Below are 18,122 nucleotides of genomic sequence, written 5' to 3'. Positions count from 1 at the left end.
CGCATAATAGTCATAGAGGCGTCTCGAATCTGTAAAGGTTAGGGAACCCGATGATACGTAACGTTTCACTTATTGCACTCGCTGGCGCCATGGTGGCCTCCGTCCCTGCCAGCGCTCAAGACAGCGGTGATTTGCGCGAAGAAATGGCGCAAATGCGTGCGCAAATGGCGGCAATGGCCGCTCGCATTGATCAGCTCGAAGGCGAGCTGGAAGATGTCGAGGCAGAGGCTGTTGCGGCAAAGGCTGAGGCGCAATCTGCCGGAACAGCGATCGCTGCGGTTCAAGAAACCCAGAAAGAGCAAGACGCAGCCAGCATCGAATTTAAAGGCACACCTCAGATTCAGGCCGATGGCGGCTGGAGTTTTAAGCCGCGTGGGCGCCTGCAATATGATGCCGGGTTCATTAACGCACCGAATTCAACCGGAGCCGAAGAAGGCTTTGGCAATGATGTGCGCCGCGCGCGTCTCGGCATTTCTGGCGATATGCCGGGCGGGTTTGGCTATAAGTTCGAAGTCGATGTCGCCAACAGCGACCTCACCGTCACCGATGCGATCATCTCATACGAAGCTGGCGACGTTGATATTCAGGTCGGCCAGTTCAACAATTTCCAAGGTCTGGAAGAACTGACCAGCAGCCTGCACACCTCATTTATTGAGCGTGCGGCCTATACCGATGCGTTCAACTTCATCCGCCGGGTCGGCGTTGGCGTCACTTATGGTGCTGGCGATGTTTTGGTTCAAGGCGGTGTGTTCACCGACAATATGGACCGCCTCTCCACCCAAAATTGGAGCGCCGATGGCCGCGTGGTGTATATGCCAAAGCTCGGCGATGCTCAGCCGCACCTTGGCGGATCGCTGCATTATCGCTCTTATGAAGATGACAGCACGGTTCGCTACCGGCAGCGTCCGCTTGTTGGCTTCACCAGCGAACGCTTCATCAACACCGGCAATCTGGACGCAGAGAGCGAGACTGGCTTTGGCCTAGAAAGCGCAATCATCTCTGGCCGTTTCCACGCGGTCGCAGAGGGCTATTGGCAGAACCTTGAAATGCCAACGGGCATGGATGACCCAAGCTTCTTCGGCGGCTATGCTGAGGTTGGCTATTTCCTGACCTCCGGCGACACGCGTGGATATAAGGGCGGCAAGTTTGACCGCACCAAGCCCGTCAATCCGGTTGGCGAAGGCGGCATGGGCTCGCTCCAGATTAACGCCCGCTATGACCGGCTTGATCTCAACAACAGTGGGATCTTTGGCGGTACGCAGGACGGGTACTTCCTGTCGCTGGTGTGGAAGCCAACCGATTACACCATGCTGCTCGCCAATTATGGCCGCCTGCAGTACAATGATGCCGTTCTGCCAACGGCAACGGGCGATACGTCTTACGGGGTCGATTCCTTCGGCGTTCGCGCTCAGATCGACTTTTAATTTCGCGGCGGCGGCATGGCGCGGCGCGCATCTGCGCTTCGCCTGCCGTTGTCATAAGCATGTCACACAGGCAGCATAGCGCGCCTTTGAATTCTTCTATCAAGGACTATCCTGATGAAACTCACTAAAACAATTGCATTCTCTCTTATGGCTTCGGTCGCAGTCGCTGGTTGCAGCGAAAGCGGCGGCGGCGCTGGCGGCTCGCGCGATTCAATCCGCGCGGTTGGCTCTTCGACGGTTTATCCGTTCGCTAAGCAAGTGGCTGAAAGCTTCGCTCGCTCGAACCCTGATTACAAATCACCACTGATCGAATCCACCGGTTCTGGCGGCGGCATCAAGCTGTTCTGCACCGGCGAAGGCGCCGACACACCGGACATGGTCAACGCATCGCGCCGCATGAAGGTCAGCGAGTTTGAAACCTGCGCATCGAACGGCGTCAATGACATCATCGAACTGCAAGTTGGCCTCGACGGGATTGCTTTTGCCGCTGCGCAAGACGGTATCTCGCTGAACCTCACGCCAAAGATTGTGTACGAAGCGCTGGCGAAAAACCCATATGGCGGCGAGCAAACCGCCAAAACCTGGGCCGATGTTGATCCATCGCTGCCTGCGGAACCTATCCTCGTTTACGGCCCGCCATCAACCTCTGGCACGCGCGACGCGTTGAAGGAATTGGTGCTTGAGGCTGGCTGTGACAGCAATCCAGAAATGGACGCGCTGAAGGCAGAAGACGAAGACAAGCATCAGCAAGTGTGCACCGAAGTGCGCAGCGACGGCGCCTATGTTGACCAGAGCGAGCAGGACAATCTGATCGTTCAAAAGATCGAAAATGATCCCGGCGCGGTTGGCGTGTTTGGCTTCTCTTACCTCGAAGAGAACGCCGACAAGGTCAAAGGCCTGCCGATGAACAATGTTGATCCAACCTATGACAACATCGCGAGCTTCGCTTATCCCGGTGCGCGTCCGCTCTATGTTTACGTGAAGAAAAACCACATGAACGCGATCCCAGGCCTCGACCTGTACCTCGCTGAATGGGTCAAGAACTGGAAGGCTGACGGCCCGCTTGCCAAGATCGGCCTGGTCGCATCGCCAGCCGACACGATGGCAGCAAACGAAGCGCGGGTGACCGACCTTCTGACACTGACCAAGGCTGAGCTGGAAGCGCCAGCAGGCGAGTAATCATCGACACAATATGCGCTTGGGGGCGCGGTCTGGCAGGACGCCGGGCCGCGCCCTTTGCTTTTGGGGGTGGAGCGCCTCTTAGATCGGCCGCAGCCGCCCTTTGTAATGCACGAGATTACCGATCAGCGGCAGGGCCATTGCCACATCGAAAATGAAGTCTTCGCCATCTTGGGTCTCGCTGGCCTTTACGCGCGGCGCAAGCATCATTGGCATGGGAATGCCAAAGGCGGTCCAGCGGATGATCTGCATCTCCAGCCCTTGGTCGCTGACCGGTAGGTCGAAGGTGAACCGCATAGGGCCAAAGCGCTCGGTTAAATGGTCGTCCACCTCGGCCAGAACGCTGTGAAAGCGGCGTCCACTGAAATCGCGGATCCATTTTTCGCGGCCATGATCCTCGCGAAATTCAAGGTGCGGCTGGTGTTCTCCGGCCGCTGGAAAGCGGATGATTGCTGCAATCATCCGGGCGAAAATGTTTGTACCGCGGGTGACCGTGGCGCTGCCCTGCGCGCCAGCATCTCCGCAAACCATATGCAGGTCTCGCACGGCCTTGGGCAGATGCTCGAAGCTATCGCCCAGCACTCGTTTGTAGAGCGGAATGTAGCGCTCTGCGCTGGTGTCCGTCTCCAGATCAAGCTCGCTAAACAGCGGCTCAAATTGCGCTAGGCTTAGCTCTTCGTTGGCCGCTCTTGCGCCAGCGGGAACTTCTCCATCTGCCATTGCATTGGCCAGCAATTGCGTAGCGAACACCGGGATTTCCGGCCCGTTTCCGTCCCGTGCAATCAAATGCCAAGCGCGTTTCTCAAAGCCATCGGAGCTTTTGACGCACGCGCGCACTGTCATAAAGCTGTTGCCGTCAGAAAACGGCTGGGTGAGCTTTTGCAGCGGCAGCAACAGCCCGCGCAGTCCGACCAAAGAACGCAGCCAGCCCCAGCGCACCGTCCAGCCGAGCAGCCACATGGCAATCACCTGAAAGCTGAACTCCGGCCCGGCGCTGAACCGCGTCGCGGGCTTTCGGGGCAGAGAAGAGGGGACGAGGTCAAGATCGGGCACATCGGCCAAAGCCACCAGCCGCGAAATGGTTGAGCCGTCCTTCCCCTTAAGTCTTATCCTCTCCACCTGCTGCCAGCCATGTGAGGTGCCCCACCGCTGGCCCTGCCAGAGGCACAACCTCTGACCCACGTAAGACAGGATTGCGGAAGCGACCGAAGTGCCTGCGCTAGCCTTGTCAGAAGCGCAAATCGCCATGTCGACCCGCATCACCGCATCGCAGTCTTGGGTGAGATCGCGCAGCACCGCGCCAGACAGCGCGGGAACGCTGGAGGCCCCTGAAATCACGGCGACGCCCGCATCCCGCGCTCGCGCGTCCATCGAACTGATGCTGGTCACAAATGCGCGGGCATCGGCAAGGTCGAGATAGTGCACGCCGAGAGCGCAGCAGGCCTCGGGCACCCGGTTGTCACTGTCTTGAAAGGGCCCGGCTGCGTCTATGAGCAGAAAGGGGCTGTGCGCTTTAAGGCTTGGGGCAACGTCGCCATTGCGATCAAGCTGAACTCCATTGGCAGACCGTAAAGTGCTTGCCATCGCATCGGCTTTCTCGGCGCTCCTACCCGCAATGATGAGGTGCCAACCATCTGCGTCCAATCGGCGCGCGAGTCGCGCTCCAAACCCGCCATAGCCGCCGATTATCAGCGCGCTCTTCACAGCATGCGGTCCCGCAAATGCTCTGGCGGCAGCCAGCAGGTCTCGCGCTTCCCGAAAATCTTATAGCGATTGCGCGCGATCAGGCGGTAGACCGGATCACGCAGCGCGCGCGGGAAAATACGCAGCACTGTTGCGGCCTTCCAGGGCCATCCCAGCCCTTCGTAAATGGCGATTACCGCATCGCTGTCGCGCCGGGCTGTGTCCCCTTCGACCACGATGATTGTGTCGGGATCGGCGGGGTCAATGCCGAAGCGCCGAAACAGATCAGCGCCAACATCGCTTTGCATGGAGGCGAGGCGGAAGTGAGCCGCGTGATCGAACTTCAGGACGAAACGCGCATTGGCCGAACACAGCACGCATTCAGCATCAAACAGGATGATCGCATGGTCGCGCTCGCCCGGCTGCATGGTCTCATCGGGCATGGCCAGCCGTCCTAGAGCGGGTTGCCGTCCTGATCGCGGTAAATCTCACGCCGGCCGACATGGTTTGCCGGGCCGACCAGGCCTTCGCTCTCCATCCGCTCGATCCATTTCGCCGCCGTGTTGTAGCCGACGCCCATTTGCCGTTGCAGCCACGAACCGCTCGCCTTTTGCGCTTCAAACACCGCTTGGCAGGCCTGGCGATATTTGCGCTCGGCTGGATCGTCGCTGGCGGTCATCTCGTCTTCAAAGGCAAATCCGCCGCCGTCTTCCGGCTCTTCGGTGACGGCGTCGACGTAGTCCGGCTTGCCCTGAGCGCGCCAGAAGTCAGCCACCGCTTCAACCTCTTCGTCCGACACAAACGGACCATGGACCCGGATCATCGCACCGGTGTTCGGCTTGTAAAGCATGTCGCCTTTGCCCAGCAGCTGCTCCGCACCTTGTTCGCCCAGAATGGTGCGGCTGTCGATCCGGCTGGTGACCTTGAAGCTGATGCGGGTTGGCAAGTTGGCTTTGATCACGCCGGTGATAACATCGACCGATGGACGCTGCGTTGCCATGATCAGGTGGATACCGGCGGCGCGCGATTTCTGGCTGAGGCGCTGGATCAGAACTTCGATCTCTTTGCCCACGGTGACCATCAAGTCAGCCAGCTCGTCGACGATCAGTACGATCAGCGGCAATGGTTCGTAATCGAGCTGTTCTTCTTCATACAGCTCTTCGCCGGTTTCTGGATCAAACCCGGTTTGCACGCGGCGGCCCAGCGGCGTGCCTTTGGCGGCAGCCGCGCTGACCTTCTCGTTGAAACTGCCGATATTGCGGGAGTTGACAGAGGACATCATGCGGTACCGGCGCTCCATCTCCTCAACCGCCCATTTGAGCGCGCGCACGCTCTTATGCGGCTCTGTCACCACGGGGGATAGCAAGTGCGGGATGTCGTCGTAGCTCGCCAGCTCCAGCACCTTTGGATCGATCAGGATCATGCGGCATTCCGCTGGGGTGAAGCGGTAGAGCAGCGAGAGCAGGATACAGTTGAGGCCAACCGATTTACCCGAGCCGGTGGTGCCTGCGACCAGCAAGTGGGGCATGGCGGCAAGGTCGGCGATGATCGGCTCACCAGCGATATCCTTGCCCAAGATCATCGGCAAAGCGCCCTTGCTTTCGGCAAAGTCGGCGCAGGCGGCGAGCTCTTTCAGCATCACCATCTGGCGGTCTGCATTCGGCAGCTCGATGCCCATCACGGTCTTGCCTGGGATCGGCGAAACGCGGGCTGAAATGGCTGACATGTTGCGCGCGATATCTTCGGCAAGGCCAACCACGCGGCTGGCCTTGATGCCTGGGGCAGGTTCCAGCTCGTACATGGTGACGACGGGCCCTGTGCGAACGGCGGTGATCTCGCCCTTCACATTGAAATCGTCGAGCACGTTTTCGAGTAGGCGCGCATTGCGCTCCAGCGCCAGCTTGTCGAGCTTCGGCGCGAAATCCTCTGGCGGCGGGGTAAGCAGATCGAGACTTGGCAGGTCGTAAGTCGCGAACATGTCGCGCTGCTTTGTCTTGGCCATGGCCGCGCGCTTTGGCGGGGCGGAGGGATCGGTGATCTCTGGTGCGCGGCGCGGGGACGGCTCAATGACCGGCTCGGCTTTGTCTTTACCCTTGGCTTTGGCCTTTTTCGGCTCTCCAGAAAGCTTTGGCAGCGACAGATCCGACCCATCGGGCAGAGCTCCAAAGCCGGGCACGCGCGCCAGCAATTTGCCGCGCACAAAGTCTGGCAGGGTCAAGAGCGCCCGCCAATCAATCGCGAAAATACGGGTGAGCAGCGCAACACCGGCGGCGAGCGAGGCGAGCGCGAGGCCGAGGATAACCCAGCCTTCTGCGCCTTCGCCAAATCTTGCCGCGACGGCCTCGATTGCGGAGGCTCCGAGCAAGCCGGAAACACCGCCCAATTGCGCGGGAAAAGTGCCGCCCGTGCCATCAAAGGCGAGCGAGAGCACGGTCGAGAGCAGGACCATTGCGATCAGCAGGAGGCCGGTTGGCAGCCACCAGCGCGTGGTCTCTTCTTCATCGCCATTTTCAACATCGAGCCACAATTTGCGCGCCGAGATATAGAGCAGTGGCAATAGCAGGATTGCGGTGAGGCCGAATGCGAACAGCACCCGGTCGGCCGCCCATGCGCCCCACACGCCCATCCAATTGCTGACTTCATTGGCAGCGGCGGCGGTGGAGGGGCTGGGGTCGGTTTGCGTGTAGCTGGCGAGCGAGAGCGAGAGAAAGCCGAGCGTCCCGATTAGCGCGGCGGCGCCTGTCATCTGCGCAAAGCGGCGCATCGACCGGCGGAAAGCGGCTCGCCAGTCTGGATTGGCTTTTCTGGTATTGATGGCCCGTGTCGCCATATTCTCGCGTCCTTTGAATTGGTGCCCTAAGAATCGCAGAGCGGGGACTCGGGGTCAAGCCAAGAGCGATAGTGCGGTGAAACTGCTGGAGCGCGCGGGCGTCGGAGGCCAGCGGCTAACGCGTCAAGATAGCCCGTCGATCGCGGCCCAGCGGACCGGGTGATTGCGGCACGTGAGCCGCTTTGCGCGCTGAGCATTCATTCCGCCGAGCGCGATGACGGGCGCTTGGCAATACTGGCTAAGGCGCTGAAAACGAGCTGTTCCAAGCACTTTGCCGCCGGGATGAGAGCGGGTTGGAAACACTGGGGAAAGCAGCACCGCGTCCGCGCCAAAGCGGTTCGCAAGGCCAATTTCATGGAGATCATGTGCGGTGGCGAGATGCAGCATATCTGCGCGGCGCGGAGTCAATGAACGGGGCGGGCCATAGATGCCATCCGCGCCCCATTCCCGCGCAGTTAGAGCGCTCTCGGCCAAAATGACCACATGCCCGCGCGCCTTTGCGGCTTTGCGCAGCGCGCAAAACCGCGCCCACCGGGCCGGATCATCCAAGTGATAATGGCGATAGATAAACCCGCTGCCGCGCGGCAATGCGCGCAGGGCCTGCTCCAGCCCAGCGTCATTGCGCGCATCAGAAATGAGCCACAAATTGGGCAAGCCGGCAGCGATGGTCTGGTGTGTCGCCATGGCTCCGCTATAGCGCGGGCAAAGGACAAGACGATATGGAAATAGCTCAAACACCGCTTGGCGAAGTGCAGGCCAAAATTGCCAAGATGTGCAAGATTGCCCGGCGCGAGACCGAGGATGTGACCCTGATCGCGGTCAGCAAAACCCATCCGGCAGCGCGGATTGTGCCGCTGCTGGAGGAGGGCCAGCGCGTGTTTGGCGAAAACCGCGTGCAAGAGGCGCAGGACAAATGGCCCGCCTTGCGTGAGCAATATCCTGATGTAGAGCTGCATCTGATCGGCCAATTGCAATCGAACAAGGCAGAGGATGCGGTGGAGCTGTTCGACTGTATCCACGGCCTCGACCGGGCAAGCCTGCTGAAGGCTTTGGCCAAGGCGATGGATAAGACGGGCAGGAAAGTGCCGTGTTTTATTCAGGTCAATATTGGGGCCGAAGAGCAAAAGGGCGGCTGCGCCATTGCCGATGTCCCGGATCTGCTTGCCAAGGCGCGAGAGGCGGACATTCCGGTCGCGGGCCTGATGTGCTTGCCGCCCGCCGATATTGAGCCCGCGCCATTTTTTGCGCTGCTCCATAAGCTCGCGCGGGACAATGACCTCGCTGGTCTCTCTATGGGGATGAGCGGCGATTATGAGACGGCGGTGCAATTGGGCGCGACGCATGTTCGCGTTGGCACGGCCTTGTTTGGCGCGCGCGGGGGCTAAGCTCCATGAATGCCGCAACGCCCGACGAATTTGCCGAGCTAAAGGCCTTTGGCGCCGACTGGCTGAAGCCGCTTGGCGCGCAGGCGGATGTCCGTTTTGAATATGCATCGCTTGAGGAATGCTTCGATGCACCGAGCGTGATTGCGGACAGGTTCATCGCTCAATTTGGCTTCAAACAAATCGGCTTCAACTGGGAAATGCTCGATGCAAGCGCGGAGGCCAGCGGAGCAAGAGCCGCGATCACAGTGATGTCCGGCGCGTTTGAGCGCGAGATGGTTCAGCGGCAAAACTGGCTAGGCGCAGAGCGGGCGGGGGCTTGTGCAAATGCTTTCATCAATGCCTTTGAACCAGCGCAGCGCACGATCCTGAGCAATCGGTTTGATGGGCTATGGAACCCGATTTCTGATGCGACCTTTGAATGGGCTTTCGTCGGTTTTGATAGCCGCAAGATCGCAATGCTATTGGTGATGGCGCGCGGTTAGTTTGGTTTGGCCCGCAGAACACCCCCTTCAAACCTTTTCCAATTCGCGCTGTTTCTTATCGCTGGCGGCTTCCAGCAGGGCGCTGCGAATTTCATTCAGCCGCTCTTTCGCTGTCACCTTCGCGCCGGTCAAATCGGTCACGTAGAACGTATCCACCACCCGCTCGCCATAGGCGGTGATATGGGCTGATTGGACAATCAGGTTCGACTGATACAGCGCATGGGCCAAGCGGTTGAGCAAAGCCGGGCGATCGCGCGCGGTCACCTCGATTAGGGTGAAGCGGCCAGAGGCTTCATTGTCGAAATTGACGCGCGGGGCGACAGAAAACGCCTTGGATTGGCGATGCGGCAGCGGGCGAGCGGCGAGTTTTGGAACCAAAGAGGTTTTGCCGGTCAGCGCATCGGTGATCGCTGTCTTCAAACGGGCAATTTGCGTCTCTTCGCTAAACGCTTGGCCATGCTGGTCCTGAACCAGGAAATTATCGACCGCATAGCCGCTTTTCGCGGTGTGGATGCGGGCATCGATGATGTTTGCGCCAGCTAGGTGAATGCCGCCAGCAATGCGGTAAAACAGGCCCGCATCATCGGCTGCGATCACGCTGACGAGGGTCGCACCGCGTTTCTCATAGACCTCGCAATGGATCGAGAGGTGATCCTCGATTTTGCGAGCCATGTCATATTGCACCAGATTGAGCGCGATGATGTCTTCCGGCTCTGCTATCCAATAGGCATCGCTCAGCAGATCGCCGACTTCCTCGACCAGCGCCGATTTTTCACTCAGCAATTCGCTCGCCGCTGCTTTCTTGGCCGCGACGCGTTCCTTGCGGCCATGGCGCATATGGCCCAGCCGCAGGCGCTCTTGCGCCCCGTCAAACAATTCGCCGAGCAGCCGGCCCTTCCAACTGTTCCAAGTGCCAGGGCCAACCGCACGAATGTCGACTGCGGTCAGGATCGCGAGATTGCGCAGACGCTCCAGGCTTTGCACTTCGGCCACGAAGGTCTCGATGGTCTGCGGGTCGGTGAGGTCGCGCTTCTGCGCGGTGGAGCTCATTAGCAGATGTTGCAGCACCAGCCAGGCGACCAGCTCGGTCTCTTCCTCATCCAGGCCAAAGCGGGGGCACAGCTCTTCGGCGACTTCCGCGCCCAGCACCGAGTGATCGCCGCCGCGCCCCTTGGCGATGTCATGCAGCAGCACTGCGACATAGAGCGCGCGGCGCGATTTGAGCTTGTGAATGATCCGCGTGGCGCGCGGATGGTCATCCTTCAGTTCACCCTTTTCGATCTTATTGAGCAGGCCAATCGCGCGGATTGTGTGCTCGTCGACGGTGTAATGGTGATACATGTCGAACTGCATCTGAGCATTGACCCGGCCAAAATCGGGCACGAAGCGGCCAAAAACGCCCGCCTCATTCATCCAGCGCAGCGCAGTCTCAGGATCGTTGCGCCCACCGAGCAGCGACAGGAACAGTTCATTGGCGCGTTTATCCCGGCGCACCGCACGATTGATCAGGCGGCTGTCCCGGTCGGCCTGACGCATGGTTTCGGGATGAACCTCAAGACCCTCAGCCTCCGCCAGTTGAAACAGCTCAATCAGGCGCACCGGATCATCGCGGAACCACTTGTCGTTTGGGGCCTTAATCTTGCCGCCAAACACAGTATAACCTTTGAGCGTACGGGACTTTTGACCCCATCCAGCAAAGAAGCCGCTGGCGGCGCGCTTTTTCGCAAATTTCTGGTCGAGGTGAGCGAGGAAGACGCCGGTCAGGCTGCCCACGCGTTTTGCCTGCAGGAAATAGAACTGCATGAAGCGTTCAACCGCGCTCTTGCCCGGCCGATCAGCGAAATTCATTCGCTCTGCCACTTGGCGTTGCAGATCAAAAGTTAGCCGGTCCTCGGGCCGGTCGGTGAGGTCGTGCATGTGGCACCGCACCGCCAGCAGGTACCCTTCTGCACGGCGGAAACTGCGGTATTCTTGCCGCGTCAACAGGCCGACATCGACGAGGTCGGCGGCGTTGCGAGCGCGGTGAATATATTTGCCGATCCAGTAGAGCGTTTGCAGATCGCGCAGGCCGCCTTTGCCCTCTTTGATATTCGGTTCCACGACATAGCGGCTGTTGCCCATCCGCTTGTGCCGCTCGTTGCGTTCGTCGAGCTTTTGCGTGAGGAATTGCCGCTCGCTGCCGCTGACAACCTCGCTCCAGAAACGAGCGCTGAGCTCATCATAAAGTTGCTGGTCGCCCCAGATGAAGCGCCCTTCGAGCAACGCGGTGCGGATCGTCAGATCCTCTTTTGCCATGCTCATCGTGTCGGAAATGGTGCGGCTGGAATGCCCGACCTTCAGGCCGAGATCCCACATCAGATAGAGAATTGCCTCGATCACCTGCTCGCACCAAGGCGCGCGTTTCATCGGGGTGATGAAGGCGATGTCGACATCGGAATGCGGCGCCATTTCGGCGCGGCCATAACCGCCAACCGCCAAGATCGAGAGGCGCTCTGCGGTGGTGCGATTGGCGATCGGATAGACATGGACCGTCACGTAATCGTGGATCACGCGGATCAACTGATCGATCAGGAACGAATGGCCATGAACGCATTCATATCCGGCAGAGGGTTTTTGCTTCAGCCGCTCAGACAGCTCCGCCCGGCCTGCGTCCAAGGCGCTGCGCAGCGCCTCGACAATCTGCATGCGAGCATCGGCGCCGTGCTCCTGAGCCAGAGCAGCGATCTGCTCCGCCAAAAGACGGCGATCGGCGATCGCGCGCTGCCGTGGAACGCGCGGGTTCTTCGCGGGACCGGGCGCGGCCGTCATGTTTTATGCAGCGTGCCCGGCGCCCTCATGCTTGTTCCATTTGCGCAGTGAATTGCTCGCGCAGGCTCTTCTTGTCGATCTTCTGCGTGCCAAGGCGCGGGAGTGCGTCGGCGGAGATGAAGATATGCTCTTCCAGCGGCACCTTGAACGGCGCAATCCGGCTGAGCAGGAACTCGCGCAGTTGTGTCTGGCTCATCGCTGCTGCGCCGTCTTTCACACGGAAAATCGCCGCTGGCACTTCGCCCATGCGCTCGTCTGGCAGGCCGAAGACAGAGCATTCTGCGATATCGGCATGGGCATAGATCGCATCTTCCACTTCGATACAGGTGATGTTCTCACCGCCGCGAATAATGATGTCTTTCTTGCGGTCGACAATGAAGAGATAGCCGTCTTCATCGAGATAGCCGAGATCGCCAGTGCGGAAGAACTGATCGTCGGTAAAGGCGGCGGCGGTTGCCTCGTCATTGTTCCAATAGCCGCGGAAATTCGCGACCGAACGGATGCACACCTCGCCGATGTCGCCTTGAGCCAGTTCAGCGCCGTCATCATTGAGGATGCGCAGATCAACCAATGGCAGGCTGGCTTTCCCGGTTGAGCCGGGCTTTGCCAGATAGTTCTCGTTGAAATTGCCGCAGCCGACCGCGTTGGTTTCGGTGAGGCCATAGCCGAGCAGCGGGAAGCCCTCTGGGAAGGCTTCTTTGATCTTGTTGACGTGTTCAACCGGGCGCGGCGCGCCGCCAGCGGCAAAGCTCTTACACGCGGTAAGATCATAGCTGCTGCGGTTCGGATGGGTCGCAATCTCATAGCTCATCAGCGGAACGCCGACGAAATAGGTGACTTTTTCCGATTCCATCAGGCGCAGCGCTTCTTCTGCGTCCCATTTCGGCATCAGCACCAGCTTGCGCCCAATCGCATAGGATTGGAGGAACAGCGGGATTTCACCAGTAACATGGAACAGCGGCACAGCGATCAGCGCGCATGGCTGATCCGTCAGTTCCTGACCCTGGCTTTCCAGCAGCAGCTTGGCCATCGCGCTTTGCGCGACATAGCTCATCGTGCCGCTGACAACGCCTAGGTGATCGGACCAGGCGCCTTTCGACTGGCCGGTCGATCCAGAGGTATATAGAATGGTCGCGAGATCATCTGCGCTCAGCTCGCCGAGCATCGCCATGGCGGTTTGCCCTTCGGCCCAAGCCTCTTTGAGGCCTTCTGATGGCGCGCAATCGTGCTCTATCATGATCAGCTTCGCGCTGTGATCGGTGCCTTCCAGACGTTTCGCCCGGCCCGCATCAACCACCACAGCTTTGCATTCAGCCAGGCGAACACCATAGGCTAGCTCATCACCCGACCAGAAACCGTTGAGCAATGTTGCGCAGCCGCCCGCCATGATGATGCCCATATAGGCGATCATCCAATTGGCGGAGTTGCGCGCGGCAATCCCGATCCGGTCGCCTTTCTGCACGTCATGCTGGGTCGCGAGACCATGAGCGACATGGGTCGCGGCATGCCAGCATTCGCCAAAGGTCAGGCGCAGATCACCATCGACCAGAAACTCGACGTCTTTGTGCTCGTTACAGAAATGCGCGAAATAATGCGCCAGGGTTGGCGGCGCACCGAGGAACGCGGGCATTTCCACTCCGCCGCGTTCGACCTGTTTGGTGACAAATGGCTGACCTTCTTTGGTCATCGCTGCGATGATCGCGTCTAGTGCAGTGTCCAACTGTGTGGGCATGCGAATCTCTCTCCTTAGATTTTTTATTCTTTTTAGGTGAGCGCCAGCGTGCGGCAAGCGCAAACCGACCTGCGTTTTCCTCTCACTTGTAATGCGCGCCGATAACGGAGGGTTCCCCCGGACCATCCGCTGTGCCAAAAGCCGCGCATCAAGGGCGCATCATCTGCGCTTTGAAGTCTCATTTGCGTGAATAAGAGGTTCGCTTCGTGCTGTCACTACTCGCCGCCAGCGGCGCCGCCGACCCAATCTATTGGGCAGAGCTTGGATTTACGCCGGGCATTGATCTGGGCTTCTTCACCTTGCGATATTACTCGCTGGCCTATCTGCTGGGCGTGATCTTTGCCTATTGGCACGTCTCCAAAATGCTCAAACAGCCCGGCGCGCCGATGGCTCAGCGGCATGCCGATGACCTTTTCTTCTATTGCACACTCGGCGTGATCCTCGGCGGGCGATTGGGCTATGCGATGTTCTATCAGCCTGAACTGTTTACCGATTTCAGCGGTGAAGGGTTTGTCGGCTGGAAGCTGCTGCGGCTGTGGGATGGCGGCATGAGCTTCCACGGCGGCTTGCTGGGCGTGATGCTGGCGATGGGCTGGGTGTCTTGGGCGGGTAAGCTCGATTTTATCCGGGTCACGGATTACGTCGCCACAACAGTGCCGATGGGCATGTTCCTTGGCCGGCTGGCGAATTTCAACAATGGTGAGCTGTGGGGCCGCCCCACAGATGTGGCTTGGGGCATGGTCTTTCCCGGCGGAGGCGATGTCGCTCGCCATCCCAGCCAGCTCTATCAAGCGGGGCTGGAAGGTCTGCTCCTACTGATTATCCTGCTGCTGCTGTTCTGGAAAACCGGCGCGCGCTATCGCCGCGGCTTGCTGGTTGGCGTCTTCCTGCTCGGCATTGGCGCTGCGCGTTTCATCAATGAATTCTTCCGCGAGCCCGATGCTCAGCCGGCCTACCGGGTTGCTGAGACCGGCCTTAGCCAAGGGCAGTGGCTCACTATCCCTGTGATTCTGGTCGGCCTGGCGGTCACCCTGATGGCGGTCATGAAAAAGCCTGTCGGCACCGGCGGGAGCGCATCGGCCTCCGCATGAGTGAGCGCGCCACTGGCGAGCTGACGGCCATGTTTCGCCGGTTGATCCGCGAGACCGGTCCGATAAGCCTGCTGCAATTCATGGGTGAGAGCAACGCGCGCTATTACACCAGCCGCGATCCGCTGGGCAGTGCTGGCGATTTCATCACCGCGCCTGAGATCAGCCAAATGTTCGGAGAGCTTGTCGGCCTGTGGCTGGCGGATTTGTGGTCGCAAATGGGCTCGCCAGAGCGGGTTCTTTATATCGAGCTTGGCCCAGGGCGCGGCACTTTGGCCGCTGATGCGCTGCGCACGGTGGGCCGTTTTGGACTCAAGCCTGAGGCGCACTTTGTGGAAGGCTCGGAGAGCCTGCGCGCAGTTCAGCGCGGGGCTGTGCCGGGCATCACGCATCATGATGATGTCAGCACCCTGCCTGATGACGCGCCGATCTTGCTGGTGGCGAACGAGTTTTTTGACGCTCTGCCGATCCGGCAATTGCTGCGCATGCCGGGCGGCTGGCGCGAGCGGATGGTCGGGCTGGAGGGCAACAACCTAGTCTTCGTTGCCGGAGATAAACCAATGGATGCCGCTGTCCCAGAGCAATGGCGCGGCGCCGATGAAGGCACATTGATCGAAACCTGCCCTGCCGCCGCGAGCGTTATGGCCGAGATTGCCGAGCGGCTGGCGGGCCAAGGCGGCGCGGCGCTGGTGGTGGATTATGGCGCGGCTCGGCTCAGCCCCGGCTCAACTCTGCAAGCGATCCGGGCGCATCAAAAGGTCGATGTCTTCGCGACGCCGGGTGAGGCAGACCTCACCGCGCATGTCGATTTTGGCCAGCTGAGCGAGACTGCGGCGCAGCACGGCGCGCATGTCATGGGGCTGACGACGCAGGGGCAATGGCTGCGCGCGCTTGGGATAGGCGCGCGGCTAGAGGCTTTGCAGCGGAAATCGCCGGACAATGCAGCGAAGCTTCAGCGGCAGCGGGACCGGCTGGTGGAGGCTGAGCAAATGGGCGAGTTGTTCAAAGTGATGGGACTATCGGGTAGCGGCTGGCCAAAACAGGGCGCGGGTTTCGGATGAGGGCGTCCTTTTGCCGTTTTTAGACCAGTGGACACTCGATTGCATTGCAATCGCAAGGCCGCATGGCCGCCCGCAGCGACGCGATCTTTGATCGCATGAGCGAGGAAATCGCACGCCAGATGGCGTGCATCAAACTAACGCCCGATATTATCAGCCAATTGCTCGGCCGCCTCTTTCGGGCTGAGCTTATCCTCTTGCCGGTCGACCGCGAAATTCGCCTCGCGCATCGCGTCCACACTGATCGCTCCAATCAGCGGTTCCAACACCGCGATCAAAGCCGCATCATTCGCGCGGCGCGGGGAAATCATCAGCATCGCATCATAGCTGGGCAAAGCCTCGCGCGGGTCCTCCAGCACCACAAGCCGGTCCGCCGCAATGCGCCCGTCGGAGGTGTAGGCGCTGATCACATCGGCCTCGCCAGAAGTCAGCGCATTGTACATGAAGGTGGGGGAGAAATTCCGGGTATCGCCAAAGCGCATACCGTAGGCATCGCGCACCGCGATCCATTCGGGCCGCTCGAAGAATTCAGGATCCCCGCCCACGGTCGGCTGCGGTGCGACACGGACCAAATCCTCCAGTGACGTGAGGCCCAATTCTGCCGCGCGGTCTTGGCGCATGGCAAAGGCGTAGGCGTTCTCAAACCCGAGCCGCCCGAGCACGAGCACACCGTTCTCCTGCGCCTCCCAGTCCTTGATGGTCTGATACATCGCCTCGCGTCCGGGATTGTCGGTGCGCTTTAGATTGTTGGTCCAGATCGTGCCGGTGTAATCGACCGAGATATCAATTGCAGAGCTGGCGACCGCATTGTGGACCACCGCCGAGCCAAGACCGTCGCGGTATTCCACGGCATAGCCCGCCGCCTCCAGCCGCGATCCGATCAATTGCGCGAGGATATATTGCTCGGAGAATTGCTTCGAGGCGATGATGATCGTGTCTTCTTTTGTCCCGCCAAATTGTACGCTGAGTGCTGCGATGATCCCGGCGGCAACCGCGATCAGCCCGCTGCCCCACATGACCTTTGATCGGCGCGCGAGACCGCGCTCAATCAGGCCCAGCAAATTGTCCGCGATCAGGGCTAGAGCCGCGCTGGCGAAACAGCCGGCCAGCACCAGCGCCCAGTTTTGCGTTTGCAGCCCGGCAAAGATCGGATCGCCCAGGCTCGGCTGGCCAATCGTAGTTGAGAGTGTGGCCGCGCCAATGGTCCACACGCTCGCGGTTCGAATGCCTGCCATGATGAATGGCGCGGATAGTGGGGCCTCAACCAGGCGCAATTTCTGCCAGTTGGTCATGCCAACGCCGTCTGCGGCCTCCAGCACGCCGGGGTCGAGATTGGCCTGCGCGGTCACCGCATTGCGCAGGATCGGCAGCAGCGCATAGAGCGCAAGAGCGAGCAGCGCGGGCAGGAAGCCGAGCGTGGGCAGGCCTTCGCCAAACACGGCGCGAAGGCTCAGCAGGATCGGGAAGAACAACGCGAGTAAAGCCAGCGCGGGAACGGTCTGCACAAGGCTCGCAAAGCCCAATGCGACCCGCGCAACATTGCGTGAACGGCTGGCCCAGACCGCGAGCGGCAGAGCAACCGCTATGCCAAGGCCAATCGCGCTGGCCGCGAGCAAAATATGCGCGGTCAGCTTGTCGCCGAGGCCGGAGAGTATGCCTAGAAATTCGCTCACGTTGGCCCGCTCGCCTCCATCGCCGCGAGCTTTTCTGCTTGCTGGCGCGGCACAGCGACGAGGCCTTGAGCAATGTCTCCGCCTTTGCCGGCGAGCAGGGCGTGTGGCGTTTCATCGGCGACTATCGCGCCCGCTTCCATCACCAGCACTCGGTCCGCCAGCAGCAGAGCCTCGGCCATATCGTGGGTCACCATGATGGTGGTGAGGCCAAGGCGCTTATGCAGCTCTTTCACCGTTTCGCCCAAAGCATCGCGTGTAATCGGATCGAGCGCGCCAAATGGTTCATCCATCAGCAGCAGCTCAGGCTCAATCGCGAGTGCGCGGGCGACGCCGACCCGCTGGCGCTGACCTCCAGACAGTTCATCCGGCATTCTGTCCGCCATTTCGCCTTCCAGCTCGACCAGCTCCAGCAGCTCGGTGATGCGCTCAGCGCTCAATGTCTCGCCCGCAAGGCGCGGTCCGATCGCGATATTCTCTCCTACGCGCAAATGCGGGAACAGGCCGATCCCTTGAAAGACATAGCCGATCCGGCGGCGCAAAACGGCGGGCGGCTGGGCGGCGACATCATCGCCCGCGAACAGCACTTTGCCGGCGCTCGGCACTTCTAAAGTGTTGACCATTTTGAGGAGCGTCGATTTGCCGGACCCGGAGGCCCCGACCAAAGCGACGAAGCTGCCTTTGGCAATTTCAAGGTCGACCGAGCCGACCGCGATCACATCGCCATATCGGCGGCTGGCGCCTTCAAATTTCAGCAAGGCCTTTGAGGTGATGGCTTAACCC

At 60.2% G+C, this 18,122-nt stretch carries 14 protein-coding genes; 6 read left to right on the top strand and 8 right to left on the bottom strand.

Annotated features, from left to right (window positions below; translation table 11 throughout):
- The first annotated feature begins 50 nt into the window (after positions 1–50).
- Together AC0V6M_RS04065 and AC0V6M_RS04060 are read left to right on the top strand one after the other, a co-directional pair.
- Positions 51–1,424 (top strand): OprO/OprP family phosphate-selective porin, encoded by a 1,374-nt coding sequence (locus AC0V6M_RS04065; protein ID WP_486137583.1) that lies wholly within the window; start codon positions 51–53, stop codon positions 1,422–1,424.
- 114 nt (positions 1,425–1,538) lie between these two features.
- Positions 1,539–2,603, top strand: coding sequence for a substrate-binding domain-containing protein (locus AC0V6M_RS04060; protein ID WP_486137582.1), 1,065 nt, complete (start codon positions 1,539–1,541; stop codon positions 2,601–2,603).
- 81 nt (positions 2,604–2,684) lie between these two features.
- Here the strand turns inward: AC0V6M_RS04060 and AC0V6M_RS04055 are convergent, their stop codons facing one another.
- The 4 genes from AC0V6M_RS04055 to AC0V6M_RS04040 all read right to left on the bottom strand — a co-directional run bounded on the left by AC0V6M_RS04055 (position 2,685) and on the right by AC0V6M_RS04040 (position 7,800).
- On the bottom strand, positions 2,685–4,307 hold the full coding sequence (locus tag AC0V6M_RS04055) for a saccharopine dehydrogenase family protein (RefSeq protein WP_486137581.1): 1,623 nt from the start codon (positions 4,305–4,307) through the stop codon (positions 2,685–2,687).
- Positions 4,304–4,729, bottom strand: a complete 426-nt coding sequence (locus AC0V6M_RS04050) for a thiol-disulfide oxidoreductase DCC family protein (protein WP_486137580.1) — start codon at positions 4,727–4,729, stop codon at positions 4,304–4,306. The genes AC0V6M_RS04055 and AC0V6M_RS04050 overlap by 4 nt, the downstream gene beginning before the upstream one ends.
- Before the next feature lie 11 nt (positions 4,730–4,740).
- The gene (locus AC0V6M_RS04045; RefSeq protein WP_486137579.1) at positions 4,741–7,116 is read right to left on the bottom strand and encodes an FtsK/SpoIIIE family DNA translocase; all 2,376 of its coding nucleotides are present in this window, start codon (positions 7,114–7,116) and stop codon (positions 4,741–4,743) included.
- A 123-nt stretch (positions 7,117–7,239) separates the two neighbouring features.
- Positions 7,240–7,800: a thiamine phosphate synthase gene (locus AC0V6M_RS04040; protein ID WP_486137578.1), complete on the bottom strand. Its 561-nt coding sequence runs from the start codon at positions 7,798–7,800 to the stop codon at positions 7,240–7,242.
- Positions 7,801–7,835: 35 nt separating this feature from the next.
- Between AC0V6M_RS04040 and AC0V6M_RS04035 the strand changes: the two genes are divergently transcribed.
- Positions 7,836–8,501 carry a YggS family pyridoxal phosphate-dependent enzyme gene (locus AC0V6M_RS04035; RefSeq protein ID WP_486137577.1) on the top strand — a complete coding sequence of 222 codons (666 nt, stop codon included), beginning with the start codon at positions 7,836–7,838 and terminating at the stop codon, positions 8,499–8,501.
- Between the two features lie 5 nt (positions 8,502–8,506).
- Positions 8,507–8,983 carry a hypothetical protein gene (locus AC0V6M_RS04030; RefSeq protein WP_486137576.1) on the top strand — a complete coding sequence of 159 codons (477 nt, stop codon included), beginning with the start codon at positions 8,507–8,509 and terminating at the stop codon, positions 8,981–8,983.
- Between the two features lie 27 nt (positions 8,984–9,010).
- Here the strand turns inward: AC0V6M_RS04030 and AC0V6M_RS04025 are convergent, their stop codons facing one another.
- The gene (locus tag AC0V6M_RS04025; protein WP_486137575.1) at positions 9,011–11,791 is read right to left on the bottom strand and encodes a [protein-PII] uridylyltransferase; all 2,781 of its coding nucleotides are present in this window, start codon (positions 11,789–11,791) and stop codon (positions 9,011–9,013) included.
- Between the two features lie 25 nt (positions 11,792–11,816).
- The gene (locus tag AC0V6M_RS04020; RefSeq protein WP_486137574.1) at positions 11,817–13,523 is read right to left on the bottom strand and encodes a class I adenylate-forming enzyme family protein; all 1,707 of its coding nucleotides are present in this window, start codon (positions 13,521–13,523) and stop codon (positions 11,817–11,819) included.
- 206 nt (positions 13,524–13,729) lie between these two features.
- Here AC0V6M_RS04020 and lgt point away from each other — a divergent pair, with 206 nt between their 5' ends.
- Entirely contained in the window at positions 13,730–14,614 is an 885-nt protein-coding gene (gene lgt / locus AC0V6M_RS04015; protein WP_486137573.1) for a prolipoprotein diacylglyceryl transferase, read from the top strand.
- Positions 14,611–15,672, top strand: a complete 1,062-nt coding sequence (locus tag AC0V6M_RS04010) for a class I SAM-dependent methyltransferase (RefSeq protein ID WP_486137572.1) — start codon at positions 14,611–14,613, stop codon at positions 15,670–15,672. Before lgt ends, AC0V6M_RS04010 begins: the two co-directional genes overlap by 4 nt.
- A gap of 134 nt (positions 15,673–15,806) precedes the next feature.
- Here AC0V6M_RS04010 and AC0V6M_RS04005 read toward each other — a convergent pair whose 3' ends face one another.
- Both AC0V6M_RS04005 and AC0V6M_RS04000 read right to left on the bottom strand, forming a co-directional pair.
- Positions 15,807–17,342, bottom strand: coding sequence for an ABC transporter permease/substrate-binding protein (locus AC0V6M_RS04005; protein ID WP_486137571.1), 1,536 nt, complete (start codon positions 17,340–17,342; stop codon positions 15,807–15,809).
- Entirely contained in the window at positions 17,339–18,097 is a 759-nt protein-coding gene (locus tag AC0V6M_RS04000) for an ATP-binding cassette domain-containing protein (RefSeq protein WP_486137570.1), read from the bottom strand. The genes AC0V6M_RS04005 and AC0V6M_RS04000 overlap by 4 nt, the downstream gene beginning before the upstream one ends.
- Between the last annotated feature and the right edge of the window lie 25 nt (positions 18,098–18,122).

This window comes from Erythrobacter sp. JB3-1 (assembly GCF_057364995.1).
This window is presented reverse-complemented; position numbering and strand designations above follow the sequence as displayed.

Coding starts and splice junctions, on each gene's coding strand:
- AC0V6M_RS04025 (WP_486137575.1), bottom strand. CDS start 11,791: ATGACGGCCGCGCCCGGTCCCGCGAAGAACCCGCGCGTTCCACGGCAG.
- AC0V6M_RS04030 (WP_486137576.1), top strand. CDS start 8,507: ATGAATGCCGCAACGCCCGACGAATTTGCCGAGCTAAAGGCCTTTGGC.
- AC0V6M_RS04035 (WP_486137577.1), top strand. CDS start 7,836: ATGGAAATAGCTCAAACACCGCTTGGCGAAGTGCAGGCCAAAATTGCC.
- AC0V6M_RS04040 (WP_486137578.1), bottom strand. CDS start 7,800: ATGGCGACACACCAGACCATCGCTGCCGGCTTGCCCAATTTGTGGCTC.
- AC0V6M_RS04045 (WP_486137579.1), bottom strand. CDS start 7,116: ATGGCGACACGGGCCATCAATACCAGAAAAGCCAATCCAGACTGGCGA.
- AC0V6M_RS04050 (WP_486137580.1), bottom strand. CDS start 4,729: ATGCCCGATGAGACCATGCAGCCGGGCGAGCGCGACCATGCGATCATC.
- AC0V6M_RS04065 (WP_486137583.1), top strand. CDS start 51: ATGATACGTAACGTTTCACTTATTGCACTCGCTGGCGCCATGGTGGCC.
- AC0V6M_RS04060 (WP_486137582.1), top strand. CDS start 1,539: ATGAAACTCACTAAAACAATTGCATTCTCTCTTATGGCTTCGGTCGCA.
- AC0V6M_RS04010 (WP_486137572.1), top strand. CDS start 14,611: ATGAGTGAGCGCGCCACTGGCGAGCTGACGGCCATGTTTCGCCGGTTG.
- AC0V6M_RS04020 (WP_486137574.1), bottom strand. CDS start 13,523: ATGCCCACACAGTTGGACACTGCACTAGACGCGATCATCGCAGCGATG.